Origin of the sequence: Aeromonas sp. 95A, assembly GCF_051919235.1 — a bacterium.
Lineage (GTDB): Bacteria > Pseudomonadota > Gammaproteobacteria > Enterobacterales > Aeromonadaceae > Aeromonas > Aeromonas veronii.
Window position 1 is genome coordinate 3922597 of sequence record NZ_JBQBFC010000001.1, and the last position, 15057, is coordinate 3937653.

Below are 15057 nucleotides of genomic sequence, written 5' to 3' on the forward strand. Positions count from 1 at the left end.
TTTGTCCAGCGCCTGCCGAATCAGGTATAGACTATAACACCCGCGATGCAGAGCGGGGTTAACCCGGGGTAACTAGCGTTTTTCCTGTCAGTTGATATTCGTTTGCGAACCTTGAAGTTTCGTTAATGTTGGAAATGTCATTTAAGGGGCGCGAAAGTGATATTAATCAATGATTCACTCTCCTTTCTCTCCCACAATCCCCGTATGTTTTCTTGGTTCGGATGTGATGTGAGCCGTTCGTATCTCAATAAACGCTACTATGTGCTGGTCCCCCTCTCTGCATTGATTGGTTTGATGATCCTGATAGTGACGATCATCATGGCTATTGCCAGCTATCTGAGGGATATCGACATGACGGTATCCGGTTTCGGCCACATGGCATCCTCCGTTGAAGCGTCCCTGATCCACGAGATGGTGAAGGTCAATGAGCGGCAACTGGCAGTGCTGGAGGCTTCGCTCGACAAGGAGAAGATCGCTCGCGGCGGGCTGGCCGACTCCCCCATCTGGGCCATTGCGCACAAGATCAAACCAGGTAACCACTACATCTACTTTTACAACCTGAACGCGGATCGTATCGACAGCTACCCGGACTGGCTACCGCCCCCCGGTTATCAGGCGGCGCTGCGACCCTGGTATCAGGTGACCACCATGCCGGGCGACGAGCTCGTCTGGTTTGGCCCCTATCCTGAATACAATACCAATAAACTGATACTCAGCCTGATCAAACGGGTGCGGGACGATCAGGGGCAACTGCTGGGGCTGCTGATGGTCGACATGTCGTTCGACTCGCTGCAGCAGGCGCTACAGCGGACGGTTGGTGGCAATCAGGCTGCACTTTATCTTACCTTGCGCGACAGCGGCCAGCTGGTGGTGGGCAGCAATATGGATCTGCTGGCAGATCACCCCATCGAGCAGCATCAGGGCCAGCAGTGGCTCGGTCTGGATGTGTTGTGTCATGGCACTTTCCTTAAGCGCGAGCTGGCGGACATTGGCTGGGATCTCAATATCTATCAGCCGCCCGTGCTGTTTCGCAACAGCCTCTATGAGGCGCTGCAGATGGTGGTTTTGCCATTGATCTCCCTGTTTGCCATCTGGTGTTGCACACTGAGTCTGCTGGTGCGGATCTTCCGCCAGGAGCAGGCGCTGGTGTCGGGTTCACTGACCGGTATCGTGCGCAATCTGGAGAGTTCTCCCCCCATCACCAAGGCCAATACCTGGTTTGTGCGACGCAGCCTGAACGAGATCGATCAGGTCAGGGCCAGCTTCCTCAAGGGGCAGGATGCGCTGTTGCGGGACCCTCTGACCGGTATCATGAACCGGCGAGCCTTCGAGCAGCACAAGAGCGCGCTGGAGCTGAGGGGGGAGCGCTTCTGGCTGCTGCTGTTTGATATTGATCACTTCAAAGGACTCAATGACAGTCGGGGTCATGCCTTCGGCGATCAGGTGCTGTGTCGGGTGGCAAATTGCCTTGCTGATGTGCTGGGGGTGAGCACGGTTTACCGGATCGGGGGCGATGAGTTTGCCGCTCTGTTGCAACCGCCACAGGATGAGCTGGCGGAGAAGCTCAATTGTCTGCTTGACGTGGTGCGACATCAACAGTGGCGTGAGCACAAGGGGCAGGTCACCTTGAGTATCGGCGGCGCCTGCCATTCACCCGTCGCCGACCCCATCTTCGAGCGTGCTGATGCAGCCCTTTATCGTAGCAAGGAGGCTGGCCGGGACTGCTGGCATTTGGCGGATGAGGCTGCTGACTGACAGCTTTTGTCCCAGCGCGGCGGGTCTGTGCCGGGACACGACAACCAGATTGTGGGTCACCCTGCCGTAATAGTTTGGCTTTTTGGTAATTTTAATCTTTAAATTCAATTGCTTGAACTTACTCTTCCATTTTGGGCGGTGGCCGTGCGGCCATTGACTGTCGCATCCCTCATTTCTGCTGGCTGGCGAACCCCGTGGCGCTTTGTATAGTGCCGCTGAATATTAATCAGGTTTGACAGGAGTACCCATGGAGATGAATTCGCGTGCTCTTCGCGCACTGGCACTGCTGGGCGCCTTGCTGGCTGGCAGCACGACCGTGCACGCCTCCGAGACCCTCAATACCATTTTGGGTGGCGGTGCAGGTGGTGTGGCGGGCACCATGATCGGCAAGGAGCTGGGTGGCGATACCGGTGCGCTGGTGGGGGCTGCGTTGGGCGGTGCAGCCGGTGGTGCGGCGACGGCCAACAAGGGCAACAAGAATGAAGCGGCCCTTGGCGGCGCGGTGGGGGCGCTGGGCGGTGCCGCCATCGGCAAGAGTGTCGGTGGTGATACCGGTCAGCTGATCGGCGCCGGGGTCGGCGGGGCGAGCGGTTCGGCCATCGGTGCCAAGACCGGCGATGGCCACAAGAGCCAGGATCGCTATTACGATGATGACGACGATCATCACCATCACAAGCACCACAAGAAGTACAAAAAGCACAAGAAGCACAGATGGCACGACGACGATTGATGTGCGCGCAGTGACTACACCATGCAAAACGGGGCCTGTTGGCCCCGTTTTGCATGGTGTAGTCACTCGATTTTGCGGTTACTCGCTCGTGCGGTTACACCAGCCGGTGCTGGCGGCGACCGGCGGCAAAGGCGTTGATGTTGTCGATCAGCTGATCGGCGAGACGCTGCATCGACTCCTCGCTGGCCCAGGCCACATGAGGGGTCAGAATGAAGTGGGGGTATTGCAGCGCCTTCATCAAGGGATGGTCGGGGGGCGGGGGTTCGACGCTCGCCACATCGAAACCGGCGCCACCGAGGCGGCCGTTGGCCAACGCTTGCAGCAGCGCCTCCTCATCCACCAGTCCGCCACGGCCGACGTTGATCAGCAGGGCGCCCGGTTTCATCAGATCCAGCTCCCGCTCGCCAATGAGGTTGCGGGTGTAGGGGGTGAGCGGGCAGTGCAGGCTGATCACATCCGAACTTTGCAGCAACTCGTCGAGGGGTAGGCGATCCTCGTCGTGACTGGCGCCGACCTGGCTCTGGGCGTAACGCACTGTCATCCCCATCCCTTTGGCCCGCTCGCCGAGCGCCTGTCCGAGCGTCCCTTTGCCGATGATACCAAGCTGCTTGCCGTGCAGATCCATGATGTTGTGGTCGAAGAAGCAGAACTGGCCGCTCTGTTGCCAGCGTCCCTCCAGCAGCGACTGGCGCCAGCAGAAGAGGTTGCGCGACAGGGCCAGCATCAGCGCCATGGCGTGCTCCGGCACCGAGGGGCCCGAGTAATTGCGGATATTGCACACCCCGACGTTGGCGGCGCGGCACGCTTCCAGATCCACGTTGTCGCTGCCGGTTGCGGCCAGGGCGATGAGTTTGAGCTCCGGCAGCTGGGCCAGTTCGGCGGCGCCGATCCGTACTTTGTTGATGATAGCGATGCTGGCATCTTTGAGCCGTTCCACCACCTGCTCCGGGGTAGTACTTGGATAGCTCTGCCAGTGGTGGGGGAAGTCGGGGTGATGCAGGGTGATGCCCGCATCCAGGGTATCGCTGTCGAGAAACACAATCTGCTGCATGGGCCTTCCTGCCATTGTTCAGGTTCGAGAGGCCATGATGCCAAAGAGGATGCAGTCAGGGCCAGCCTGCCGCTGTGTCATGGCTGGGCTTTATCCGGCAGATGTGAGCTTGCGCGCTTTATTGCGCCACGCTAGCGGCCGGTTTAGAGCCAGCCCAGATGGTTGAGCCAGCCCTGAATGCGGGTGGGGGTCTCCTCCAGCTCCATCAGGGCGTAGGGGCGATAGTTGAGCTTGTTGCTGCGGCGGCTCTCGCTTTTGCGGGCCTCGGCGGCCAGCAGGGGCCAGCGACCGCCATCCTCCTGATAGAGATCGAGTGTGGGGATGGCCGCCTGAGCCACCTGTTTGGCCAGGGTCTGGTTGCTCTGCTGATTGGGGAAGAAACCATCGAGTAGCACCAGTGCATCGGGGGCGGGCAACTGTTCGCTAGCGATGAGGTTGGTTGTCCAGGCAGCGCCGGTACCTTGCGCCAGGATCAGCTTGAAGCCCCCCTCCTGCAGCTTGGCATCGGCCAGCTTGTTGATCCGCTCGGCAAACTGCTTGCGAAACTCATCGCTGTTTTTCGCTTTTTTCTCGGCGGCTGGGTCCAGTTCGGTCTGTTGGGGAGAGGGGAGCAGCAGCAGGGTATCAAAGCCCAGTCGGCCGAGGGCGCGGGTCAGTTGCCAGAGCTGGCCGCTGCGCTGCCAGTCGGGCAGCAGGATGGCAAGCCCCACATAGTTGTCGCTGTCGTGCTTGGCAAACAGCACAGTCTGCTTGTCGATCTGGGTGGCTTCGGGTTGCCCTTTCCAGTCGCTCGCTTGCCAGTGATCGAGGGGGAGTGGCTCCGCGATGGGCGGTGCAACGTCGCTCGCCTGCGCGACATGGCCAGCCAGCATGGTCAATAACAGCAGTGATAAGGATAATTTGGCCATAGTGTGCTCCCCCGGTTATCTGGGTTAGCGGCGGCGGTGGGATTTTCTGAAGGGAGAGGCGGCGTTAGGCTGCGAACAGGCAATAAAAAAGCGAGCCGGAGGCTCGCTTTTTTGCAATCAATTCAACGTGGTCAATTAGTTGACGCGACGCTTGAATTCACCGGTGCGGGTATCGATTTCGATCTTGTCACCGATCTCTACGAAAGCGGCAACAGCCAGCTCGTAGGTAGTGCCTTTCAGACGGGCAGGCTTGGTCACTTTACCGGAGGTGTCGCCACGGGCAGCCGGCTCGGTGTACTCAACTTCGCGCACGATGGTGGTCGGCAGTTCTACGGAGATGGCTTTCTCGTTGTAGAAAGTCACTTCACACAGATCTTCCATGCCGTCTACCAGGTAGTTCAGCACGTCACCCAGGTTGTCTTTCTCTACGTCGTACTGGTTGTACTCGGTGTCCATAAAGACATACAGGGGATCGGAGAAGTAGGAGTAGGTGCACTCTTTACGTTCCAGCTGAACTACGTCCAGCTTGTCGTCGGCCTTGAAGACGGTCTCGGTAGCGCTGCCGTTCAGCAGGCCCTTCAGCTTCATTTTGACCACGGCGGAGTTACGGCCGGATTTGTTGAATTCAGCCTTCTGAACCACCATCGGCTCGGTGCCGATCATGACTACGTTACCAGCGCGGATTTCCTGTGCGGTTTTCATGTAAAAAATTCCTGTTCGTGAAACGGACGGATAAAAACTGCCAGATTATATACGGCTTTCTAAAAATTTCACCAACCGTGTGACGAGATCCCCATCCCGGAGCAACTTCTGTGACCAGCTTCGCCCATGTTGCTGCCAAATGGCGCTATATCGGGGCCATTGGGCCCAAAGTTCGCCGCAATCTTCGCCACGGTTGAGAGCCAGATTGAACCGGCGCAGCCATTGGCCGCACTCGGCGGGTAGATCTGATAAGTAGTGGTCAAGGAACTGCTCCAGCTTGACCAGATGAGCCTCTTCTTCCTGCTGGTAGATGTGCCAGAGGAAAGGACGAGCTGCCCACTGGGCCCGCACGAAGGAGTCCTCGCCGCGCACCAGATTGAGATCGCAGCTCCACAGCAGCCGATCGTAACCGGCCTGATCGGTCATCGGCAGCAGCTTGATGGTGAGGTTGCCCGCGTGGAGCAGATCCCCCGCCTTGGCGGTGGTGATGGCCTCTTCAAGGCCTGCGCCGCGCAGCACATCCTGCAGCGAGCGGCCCAGCGGCAGCAGCAGGGTGATGGGGGTGGCGCTCTGGCACCAGCTCTCGACCAGACTCTTCAGCGCATTGCTCTCGTAGGTAAAGAGACTGACCCGCAGTTCGTGCTCTTGCTTGGGCGGCAAACCGAGGCTGGCCCAGTAGGCGGTAAGTCCCGCATCATCTTGCTGCCACTGTTCCCGTTCGGTGATGAGGTCGCGTTCGCACAAAAGGCCGCCGGTTTTAGCGGTAAAGCCCGGGAAGAAGAAGTATTTGTTGAGGCTTTTATTGCCAACCCGCTGGGGCGAGGCGAGGCCGTGGCAATCCTCGACCCAGCTCTCTGCTGAGAGGTATTCCAGATTGAGCCAGCATGGGGGGCTGGGTTGGCTCGCCATCTGCTCGGCCATTCGTTCAATGAAGGGGGCGGGCAGCTCGCAGGCAAAGGCTTCGATCACCACCCTGGCCGGTGTCATGTCGGTCGGCAGGGTCTCATGCCAGTGCTGGATATAGATGCCATCGATCCACTGGCCATCCTGCGCCGGGTCGAGCCCGGGGCAGATGCGAGAGAAGCTTGTCAGATCGTCGACCCAAAGCCGCACCTGAACCTCATCGCCATGTGCCGCTATATTCCCCTCCCGTTTTAGCTGGCGGGCTAGTCGCCAGGTGACGCCGATGTCGCCGAAGTTGTCGACGACGCAGCAGAAGATGTCCCAGTCAAACGGGGGCAGGGGAGTTGTCATGGCTCGGGATCCCAGATGCAAAAAAACCGGTGCGCAGGGTAGCACACCGGTTGACTGGCTTCTAACCGTCAGCGTGTGACGGCGGTCTGTGGCAGGTTACTCCTTGCCGTAGACGTTGTTCTCTTGCTCGCGTACCCGGATAAAGGTGGTGCGCTTGGTGAGCTCTTTCAGCTGGCTGGCACCGACGTAGGTACAGGTGGAGCGCACGCCGCCCAGAATGTCGCGCACGGCGTTCTCGACCGGACCGCGGTAGGGCAGCAGTACAGTTTTACCCTCGGAGGCGCGGTATTCGGCGACGCCACCGGCGTGCTTGTCCATGGCGCTGGAGGAGCTCATGCCGTAGAACTTCATGAAGGGTTCGCCGTCTACATCGACGATCTCGCCACCGCACTCTTCGTGGGCTGCCAGCATGCCGCCCAGCATCACGAAGTCGGCGCCGCCGCCGAAGGCTTTGGCGACGTCGCCCGGGCAGGTGCAGCCGCCGTCACCGACGATCTGGCCGCCGAGGCCGTGGGCCGCATCGGCACACTCGATGATGGCGGAGAGCTGCGGATAACCGACGCCGGTCTTGACGCGAGTGGTACAGACGGAGCCCGGGCCGATGCCGACTTTGACGATGTCGGCGCCGGAGAGGATCAGCTCTTCGACCATCTCGCCGGTCACCACGTTGCCCGCCAGAATGACGTGGTTAGGGCAGGCTTCACGAATCTTGCGCACGAATTCGACGAAGTGTTCGGAGTAGCCGTTGGCCACGTCGACACAGATGAAGCGCAGCGCTTCGGACATGGCGAGGATCTGGCGGGTCTTGGCGAAATCTTCAGCCGAGGTGCCGGTGGAGACCATCACATGGCCCAGCAGCGCCGGGTCGGTCTCGTTGACGAAAGCTTGCCACTGCTCAAGGCTGTAGTGCTTGTGTACCGCGGTCATCATCTCGAAACCGGCCAGCGTGCGCGCCATGGCGAAGCTGCCGACGGTATCCATGTTGGCGGCGATAACGGGTACGCCTTGCCATTGGGTCTGAGTGTGTTTGAAGGTGAACTGACGGGTCAGGCTTACTTGGGAACGGCTCTTGAGAGTAGAGCGCTTGGGGCGGAACAGGACATCCTTGAAACCGAGCTTCAAGTCTTCTTCGATACGCATTACAAATTCCTTATTGAGCCTTGTTGAAAGTCACTTTTGCAGTGGCAAATTTTCGGCAGGCGCAAAAAAACCGGTGGTTTTCAGGCCCTCCGGTTTACAACAGTGTAGGCAAAAATCCCTTCAGAACAAGACTGATAATTTGTAAATCCTTGTGGTAGCCTTTGGCGTCACAACCTGAGGTTAACCACCAGTTTCATCCAGCACCGTTCAGTGCCTTGCTCTCCTTCGATATTCCTTCCCGCTTGGGCCGCCGTTCGGCCACCCCTTGTCGTCTCTCTCCTGACCCGCCAGATATTATCCAAGTAGCTGAAATAAATCGGATTGACCCACAATGGGACTGTGGTAGATCTGAGCGCAGGATTGACAAGGCAGGGCAGTAAAATGGGCAAGATGATGGTGGGGATCGCCTTGATGCTGGCACTGTGTGGCAGTGCGCTGGCTGAGACCCCGACCAGCTATGGCTGGATCGAGAAGGGGCTTATTTTGCCCACCGGCGTGGCGGTGAAGATGAAACTCGACACCGGGGCGCTCACCTCTTCCCTCGATGCGCGCGCCATCACCAGATTCAAACGGGATGGCAAGCCCTGGGTGCGCTTCATGCTGGTGGTGACCGATGCCGACAGCGGCAAGCTGGTCAAGCAGCAGTTCGAGCGGCGGGTCGAGCGCAGCGTGACGGTGCGCGGGGCGGGCGGTATGGAGCAGCGGCCAACGGTGACCATGTCCATCTGTCTGGGGGACAAGGTGTATGAGGAGTGGTTCACCCTGCGGGATCGCAGCAAGATGATCTATCCGGTGCTGCTGGGCCGACGTCTGCTGGCGGAGCTGGGCCCGGTGGATGCCAGTCGAACCTTTACCGTGCAGCCAGATTGTCATTGAAAGTAAAGAGCCCGCATCGCGGGCTCTTTACTTATCGCTTATCTTGCCGGCGGGAGCGGGAGTAACACGCTCACCTCCAGCCCCCCTTCCGGCCGGTTGTGGACATCGAGGTCGGCGCCGTGCAACTGGGCGATGCGCGAGACGATGGCCATGCCGAGCCCCACGCCATCCCCCTGCTGGGGATTGACCCGAAAGAAGCGTTCATACAGCCGGGGCAAGGCGCTGGCGGGAATGCCGGGGCCATTGTCGCTCACATCCACCCTCACCCGGTTGCCCTCTCGCAGTACCCGCACCCTGATCTCGCCCTCCGGCTGGGTATAGCGCAGCGCATTGTCGATGAGATTGCTGAACAGCAGCTCGAGCAGGGTGGCCTGACCCATCACCAGTTGCGGCACTTCACACTCCAGCGACAGCTGCTGATCCTTCTTGAGGGCAATGGGAGCCAGGGTCGCGAGGGTGCCTTGCAGCAGGTGGCCTATCTCCAGCTCGGTCAATACCAGCCCCTGCTGGTTGTCGATACGGGCCTGGGTCAGCAGCTGGCGGATCAGCCGATCGCTGCGATCGAGGGCCTGCAGCATCTTGTGCAGGGATTGCTGGCGGCTGGCGTCATCATCGGCCGCAAGGGCATTTTCACTGTGGATCCGCAGCACCGCCAGCGGGGTGCGCAGCTCGTGGGCCGCTTCGTTGGTGAACTGTTTCTCCCGCTCTATGGTCTCCGCCAGCGCCTGCATCAGCCGGTTGATCTCGTTGGTGAGGGGGGTCAGTTCCTGAGCGCTTATCTTGAGGCTGAGGGGGCTCAGGTTGGCGGGGTGACGTTCGCTGATGGCCTGGGCCAGCTGACGCAGGGGGGCCAGCCCGCGGGTGATGAGCCACCAAAGCAGGGCCAGCAGAAAGGGCAGGGTGATCAGCAGCGGCAGCATGGTGAGGGTGGCCATCTTGCTGGCCAGTTCGCTGCGCTCGTCGTCCCGCTCGGCCACCACCAGCCAGGTCTGCTCCTGCTGGTTGTAGAGAGTGAAGGTGCGCCACTGGTGATTATCTTTTTCGACCGTGTCGAAGCCGATGGCCAGGGTGACCAGCGGCTGATCCGGGGCGCTGGGGGCGCGCAGCAGCAAGCCGCCCTTTTCATCGAGCAGCTGGAAGTAGAGATTGCGTTCGAACTCGTGGCCGTAGGGGGTGATCTCCCGATCCTCGCCGGTCAGGTTGAGGCTGGGGTCTTTTTGCCACTCATCGGGATTTTGTGCCTCCCACTCCTGATAGACGGTGCCGTTGGCGGGCAACTGCCCCTGCTGGGCCAAATAGCGAGCCAGCAGTTGGTTGGTGATGCGGGCCGACTGGGCGAGGCGGGCATCAAACAGCTCCTCCATCTCGTGGCTCGCCTCCATGTAGCCGATAAAGGCGCTGATGGTGAGGCTCAGGCTCACCAGCGTCAGGATACCGGTGAGCAGAAAGCGGCGAATGGAGCGCGGGCGTTTCATCGTGCGGGTGTCCGGCTTGGCTGTTCGAGTTGGGGAATGATGTAGCCGACCCCGCGAATATTGCGGATGAGGTCGCTGTAGAACTTCTTGCGCAGATGGTGGATATGCACCTCCACCGCGTTGCTCTCGGCCCCTTCATCCCAGCCGTAGAGGCTCTGTTGCAGCTGATCCTTGCTCAGCACCCGGCCGCTCTGGCTGATCAGCTCCTGCAGCAACTTGTATTCGTGGGGGGTGAGTTTGACCGCTTCCCCCTGATAGGTGACCTGCTGGGATTCGGGATAGATAAGGATATCGCCATACTCCAGCACCGCCTGAGCTTGCCCCTTGCTGCGGCGAACCAGGGCGCGCAGGCGGGCGTTGAGCTCCTGCAGGGCGAAGGGCTTGACCATGTAGTCATCGGAGCCGGCATCAAGGCCGACCACCCGATCGTCCAGCGCATCGCGGGCGGTGAGGATCAGCACCGGCAACTGGTGGCCTTCACGCCGCAACTTGCGCAGCAGGCTGAGGCCATCGATGTCGGGCAGGTTGAGATCGAGGATCAGGGCGGCGAACTCGTCGCTCTTGAGGGCTGCCAGAGCGGGCAACCCCTGTTGCAGCCAGTCCACCGTGTAGCCGCTATGGCGCAGTGCATCCTGCATACCATCCCCCAGCATCACATCATCTTCCACCAGCAGGATCCGCATTCTTTTCTCCCTGTTTGTTGGGTGTGGCGATCTGGCTCAGCGCCAGGGCGTGCCGTGGCATAAACAACCCTGCCCACCAGTATGCAAGCTGGTGGGCAGAGTTTAAATAGTTCTTTGATCCATCAGGATTTTATAGCTTGGCCAGCCGATCGCGGATCTCCATTCTGCGCCCTTCGTCGGCCACTTCGCGGCCCGGGCGAGCCGGGGCGGCCAGCGCCTTGTCGAGATAGGTTTTGGCCTCGGCCTTGCGACCCTGATCCAGCAGGAAGTCGCCATAGAAGAAGTTGGGGTCGATGCCATCCGGATTGATGGCCAGCGCCTGCTTGAGCAGCTGCTCTGCCTTTTCGTCATCGCCAAAGCCGACCGGCCAGCCGGGCACCTGATAGTAGAGGGAGCCCAGACTGGTGTAGGCAGAGCCGTCCAGCGCCTTGGGATCCTGCTTGAGCGCCAGCTCCAGCTTGGCTTTGGCCTCTTTCACCAGACCCAGTGCCCCCAGCCCCCCTTTGGCCCCCGCCCAGGTGCTCTTGACGATGGCCGACCAGATCAGCAGATCGGCGCGAAAAGGCTCCTTGGCGCTGGCCGCTTCGGCCTGGGTGCTCAGGGTTTCGAGGCAGCTCTCTTTCGCCTTGCCGCTCTGTTGATACTGGCAGACGGCCCACTGTTGCTGGATGGGGACGAGGGCATCACCCGCGGCCATGACTGAGGTGGATCCCAGCAGGATGGCGATGGCACAAGAGGTCACTGATTGACGGAAAAAGTTCATATTAATGCTCCTTCTTGGTCGGGATCGGGCGGGACAAGTCTGGTTGTGGCGCGCTGTTGGCGCCAGCATCAGCCGTCCCTGGCTGAAGATGACGGGCATAACGTTTGATGATCGGCAGCTGTCTGGCCAGCGCCTTGTCGACAATGCCGGGCAGCATGGCATTGAGCCGCACGAACAGTTTTTCCGGCCAGCCGAGCCAGCTGCGGCGGGTTTCGTTGCACAGGGCGATGACCGCCTCTTCGGCCACCTCCTGCGGGCTGTCGGTCTGGGTGCCTAGCGCTGCATTCATCTCGTAGGCAGCCTCGGAGTTGAGCTTGGTGCGGGTGGCGCGGGGGGCAAAGTGCAGCACCTTGATGCCGCTCCCCTCCAGCTCCCGTCCCAGCGCTTCGCTAAAGCCGCGCAGGGCAAATTTGCTGGCGCAGTAGACGCTGTAACCGGGGTAGCCGATGCTGCCCAGGCTCGAGCCCATGTTCATGATGATCCCCGGCTTGCGCATGGTTGGCAGCAGGGCACGGGTGAGCTGGATGGGCGCCTCGATATTGAGCAGCAGTTGGCGCTCCACCTGCTCAAAGCTCTGATCTTCCAGCCAGGCAAACTGGTTGCAGCCAGCGTTGTTGATCAGGATGTCGATCCCATGCTCCAGCGCCGGGTGTTGCAACAGCTTGGCCCGCTCCTGTGCAGAGCCGAGGTCGGCGAGCACCACCTGATGGCGCTCGGGATGAGGCAGTGACTTGCACAGCCGCTCCAGTGCCGGGCCGCGACGTCCGTGCAGCAGCAGGCGGGCCCCCTGGGCGGCCAGCTCCTGTGCCAGCTCCTCACCTATGCCACCGCTGGCGCCGGTGAGCAGCACGAGTTTCCCTTCAAGGTTCATGGTATGGATTCCCTTTTTGCTGTCTGCTGCCGACTTACGGTGTGGCGGTGAGGTTGTAGAGCATCTCGCCATAGAGGCGGTAGACCACCTTGGCCCCGTGGATGATGGCGGCCTGATCTGCCGGGCTCTCGACCCGATCCATCAGGGATTCAAAGAATTTGAGGTGCTCCTGATCCAGGGCGCCGTGGGAGCTCAGGTAGCTCATCGCCTGGGGTGGCAGGCCGAGACCCTTTTTCAGCTGGTCGGCGACGGTGAGGGCGATGGCCACGCTGGTGCCTTCCAGCACCTGTACCATGCCGAAGAAGCCCATGGGGTTGCCGCGCTGGATCTGGTCGTAGAGGAAGGCGACCATCAGCTCGATGGACAGCCCGGGCTGGCCGTGGCGCACCGCCTCGGCATCACCGCCACAGGCGCGGATATCGCTTAAGATCCACTCCTGATGGCCATACTCCTCGTCGATGTATTCGGCAATGGCGCCGCGCACCCACTCGTACTCCTGACCCAGCTTGCCGCCGGTTGCCATCAGCAGCGGAACTGTGTGGCGCACGTGGTAGTAAGCCTGCGCCAGAAAGGCGAGATAGGTGTCACGGCTGATATCGCCACGGCGACAGGCTTCGATAATGGGGGCGTTGAACAGATGCTCACGCTCACTGGCAGTGGCTTGTTGCAGAGTCTGGTAGAAGCTCATGACGATTCTCCTGTAAGGCATTGGCTGATTTGCCGGGAAAAGTGTTGGTAAATCTCGTTGCGACGGGGGCGCCCGTTGGCGGTCAGCAGCCCGGGATGTTGATCCAGCGCCACCGGCAACCAGTGGTGCAGCCGGGCATAATCGGGCAGCCGCTGGTTCAGACCGGCGATCTGGTGGGGCAGATCCGCCTCTTTGCCCGGCAGGGGCTGGATCAGCGCCACGTTGGCAGGCTGGCCATCGCCAAACACCACGATGCGGGCGATGGCGGGGCAGAGCTGGGCCTCGGCTTCCACCCACTCGGGGGAGAAGTTGCGGCCAAAGGCGGTGATCTGGACATTCTTCTTGCGCCCGGTGATATGGAGGTAGCCTTCTTCATCCAGATGACCCAGATCGCCTGTGGCGATCTGTTCGGGAGCCGGTTCGTTGCTGCCGAGATAGCCCAGCATGGCACTGCCGCTCACCATAATTTCGCCGTCGCTGGCGATGGTGACCTGACAGTGGGGCAGGGGGCGGCCTACGCTGCCGGGCTTGTCAGCATCCGGGCTGTTGAGCGCCACCACGGAGCCGCACTCCGAGAGGCCATATCCCTCATACACCGGCAGGCCGAGCTGGCGGGCATGTTTGATCAGGTCTGGGGCTACCTTGCCGCCACCGACGGCAATAAAGCGCAGGCTCTTGAGCTGCTGGGCCAGCGTCGGTGTGCTGGTGCAGAGCACCAGCAGCAGGCGCAGCAGTTCGGGCACCAGCACCAGACTGTGGGTCGGCCAGCGCAGCAGCGCCTCCCCCAGCATGGCTGGATTGAGCGAACTGGATCCGGTGAAACCGAGCTCCCCGAGGGACGGAATGCGGCTGCAGGCGCCGGTCAGTAGCGGCACATAGAGGCCGGTGATGTTCTCAAGCAGGGTCGCCAGCGGTAGCAGGGTGAGGTGTTTTTCCACCTTGGCTAGCGCGACCCGCTCGGCCAGCGCATGGCTTACCGCCATCATCTGGGTCAGTGACAGGCAGACGCCCTTGGGCTGGCCCGTGGTGCCGGAGGTGTAGGTGATCTTGGCGGTGCCCTTGGGCAGCGCTGGTCGATTGGTCGGGGTATGGCGCCAGAGCGGCAGCTCGCCGGTGATCAGCGAGAGTGGCTCGGCGGCATGCCACCCCTGATGATGTGGGCCCACCAGCGCATCGGCGCCGCTGCTCTCCAACAACCAGGCCTGCTGGGCCTGACTGAAGAAGTGGGGCACCGGAATGACCACGATACCGGCGCGGGTGCAGGCGAGATCCAGCAGCGCCCAGGGCAGGCCGTTGTCCAGTTGCAGCGCCAGACGGCTGATGTCGAGCTGTTGCAGCTGGCTGGCCAGACGCTGGATCTGTTGCCACAGGGTCTGGTAATCGAGACGCTGCTGGTTGCTCAGCAGCGCAGGGGATTGCGGATGCTCGTGGGCATGTTTGGCGATGGCGTCGAACAGGCTCATTGGGCGCACCTTTTTTGATGGGGCTGGTTATCACTGCTCTCGCCGGCATCCTCAAACAGGGTCGGCATGGGGGCCAGCAGATTGAGCAGCAGGCTGCTCTTGGCCAGCACCTCGCGCCCCTGATTGATGTCGCCCACCATCACCTTGGGTTGGCAACGGTAGTACTCACCCCAGGAGTCGGCGTCGGCCCCCACCTGATGGGCCTGTGCGGGGGCCAGCTCCACCGGGTTGAGTTGCAGCCGGGCAAAGCTGTTGCGCAGCTTGGCGGTGCCGGTAAAGACCACGTAGTCGAGGGTGTTTTCACACAGCAGACGACACAGGGCTGCGAACATCAGGCGGGCATTGCCCGGTTCGCTGCAGGCCAGATTGCCCACTTCGATAATGCGGTGGCGTGCCGGATAGACCCCGAGGCGGGTGTTGATGGCGGCCTCGATGGGTTGCTCCAGATACTGTTCCAGATAGAGAGGCCCTTCACTGGCATGATTGAGACCACAGGCACCGACCAGCGTCCCGTCCGCCCGATATAGCCCCAGCAGACAGGGGAGAAAATGGGGGATGCGGGCGTTGAATTCGAGGGTGTAGGCGGCCTGGATATAGGTTTGCAGCGCCATGACCTGCTGCGGGGACTTGGCTAGCAGCAATCGGTAGGGGGCCTGGATCTCGATGGTCATGGGTGACTCCTTCTCTTGCGATGGTTT

General features: G+C 60.9%; 15 protein-coding genes. 3 read left to right on the plus strand and 12 right to left on the minus strand.

The annotated features are described in order from the left end of the window. The first annotated feature begins 204 nt into the window (after positions 1-204). A complete protein-coding gene (locus tag ACTG2U_RS17960) occupies positions 205-1755 on the plus strand; it encodes a diguanylate cyclase domain-containing protein (protein WP_439974876.1) in 1551 nt (516 codons plus the stop codon). Between the two features lie 247 nt (positions 1756-2002). After that, the gene (locus ACTG2U_RS17965) at positions 2003-2485 is read left to right on the plus strand and encodes a YMGG-like glycine zipper-containing protein (RefSeq protein ID WP_005354064.1); all 483 of its coding nucleotides are present in this window, start codon (positions 2003-2005) and stop codon (positions 2483-2485) included. A gap of 94 nt (positions 2486-2579) precedes the next feature. Here the strand turns inward: ACTG2U_RS17965 and ACTG2U_RS17970 are convergent, their stop codons facing one another. The 5 genes from ACTG2U_RS17970 to ACTG2U_RS17990 form a co-directional block, all read right to left on the minus strand. After that, on the minus strand, positions 2580-3536 hold the full coding sequence (locus ACTG2U_RS17970) for a D-2-hydroxyacid dehydrogenase (protein ID WP_005362328.1): 957 nt from the start codon (positions 3534-3536) through the stop codon (positions 2580-2582). A gap of 143 nt (positions 3537-3679) precedes the next feature. After that, complete coding sequence (locus ACTG2U_RS17975; RefSeq protein WP_429013204.1) at positions 3680-4444, minus strand: DUF3530 family protein; 765 nt, start codon at positions 4442-4444, stop codon at positions 3680-3682. Between the two features lie 135 nt (positions 4445-4579). Next, the gene (gene efp, locus ACTG2U_RS17980) at positions 4580-5146 is read right to left on the minus strand and encodes an elongation factor P (RefSeq protein ID WP_005335100.1); all 567 of its coding nucleotides are present in this window, start codon (positions 5144-5146) and stop codon (positions 4580-4582) included. 45 nt (positions 5147-5191) lie between these two features. Then, on the minus strand, positions 5192-6400 hold the full coding sequence (gene earP / locus ACTG2U_RS17985; protein WP_439974877.1) for an elongation factor P maturation arginine rhamnosyltransferase EarP: 1209 nt from the start codon (positions 6398-6400) through the stop codon (positions 5192-5194). Positions 6401-6496: 96 nt separating this feature from the next. Next, positions 6497-7540, minus strand: coding sequence for a GMP reductase (locus ACTG2U_RS17990; RefSeq protein WP_005348017.1), 1044 nt, complete (start codon positions 7538-7540; stop codon positions 6497-6499). 381 nt (positions 7541-7921) lie between these two features. Here ACTG2U_RS17990 and rloA3 point away from each other — a divergent pair, with 381 nt between their 5' ends. Next, positions 7922-8416 (plus strand): retropepsin-like aspartic peptidase RloA3, encoded by a 495-nt coding sequence (gene rloA3 / locus ACTG2U_RS17995; protein ID WP_236357112.1) that lies wholly within the window; start codon positions 7922-7924, stop codon positions 8414-8416. A gap of 38 nt (positions 8417-8454) precedes the next feature. On the opposite strand, the gene ACTG2U_RS18000 is transcribed toward rloA3, so the two are convergent. From ACTG2U_RS18000 to ACTG2U_RS18030, 7 genes are all read right to left on the minus strand, one after another. Further along, positions 8455-9891: an ATP-binding protein gene (locus tag ACTG2U_RS18000; protein WP_439974878.1), complete on the minus strand. Its 1437-nt coding sequence runs from the start codon at positions 9889-9891 to the stop codon at positions 8455-8457. Then, complete coding sequence (locus ACTG2U_RS18005) at positions 9888-10574, minus strand: response regulator (RefSeq protein ID WP_005335091.1); 687 nt, start codon at positions 10572-10574, stop codon at positions 9888-9890. The genes ACTG2U_RS18000 and ACTG2U_RS18005 overlap by 4 nt, the downstream gene beginning before the upstream one ends. Positions 10575-10704: 130 nt before the next feature. Continuing rightward, positions 10705-11337 (minus strand): tetratricopeptide repeat protein, encoded by a 633-nt coding sequence (locus ACTG2U_RS18010; protein ID WP_216950292.1) that lies wholly within the window; start codon positions 11335-11337, stop codon positions 10705-10707. 1 nt (position 11338) lies between these two features. Further along, a complete protein-coding gene (locus tag ACTG2U_RS18015) occupies positions 11339-12208 on the minus strand; it encodes an SDR family oxidoreductase (RefSeq protein ID WP_216950293.1) in 870 nt (289 codons plus the stop codon). A gap of 34 nt (positions 12209-12242) precedes the next feature. Continuing rightward, a complete protein-coding gene (locus tag ACTG2U_RS18020; protein ID WP_216953041.1) occupies positions 12243-12896 on the minus strand; it encodes a TenA family transcriptional regulator in 654 nt (217 codons plus the stop codon). Further along, positions 12893-14359, minus strand: coding sequence for an AMP-dependent synthetase/ligase (locus tag ACTG2U_RS18025; protein ID WP_439974879.1), 1467 nt, complete (start codon positions 14357-14359; stop codon positions 12893-12895). Before ACTG2U_RS18025 ends, ACTG2U_RS18020 begins: the two co-directional genes overlap by 4 nt. Further along, positions 14356-15030: a thermostable hemolysin gene (locus ACTG2U_RS18030; RefSeq protein ID WP_429013192.1), complete on the minus strand. Its 675-nt coding sequence runs from the start codon at positions 15028-15030 to the stop codon at positions 14356-14358. The genes ACTG2U_RS18025 and ACTG2U_RS18030 overlap by 4 nt, the downstream gene beginning before the upstream one ends. Between the last annotated feature and the right edge of the window lie 27 nt (positions 15031-15057).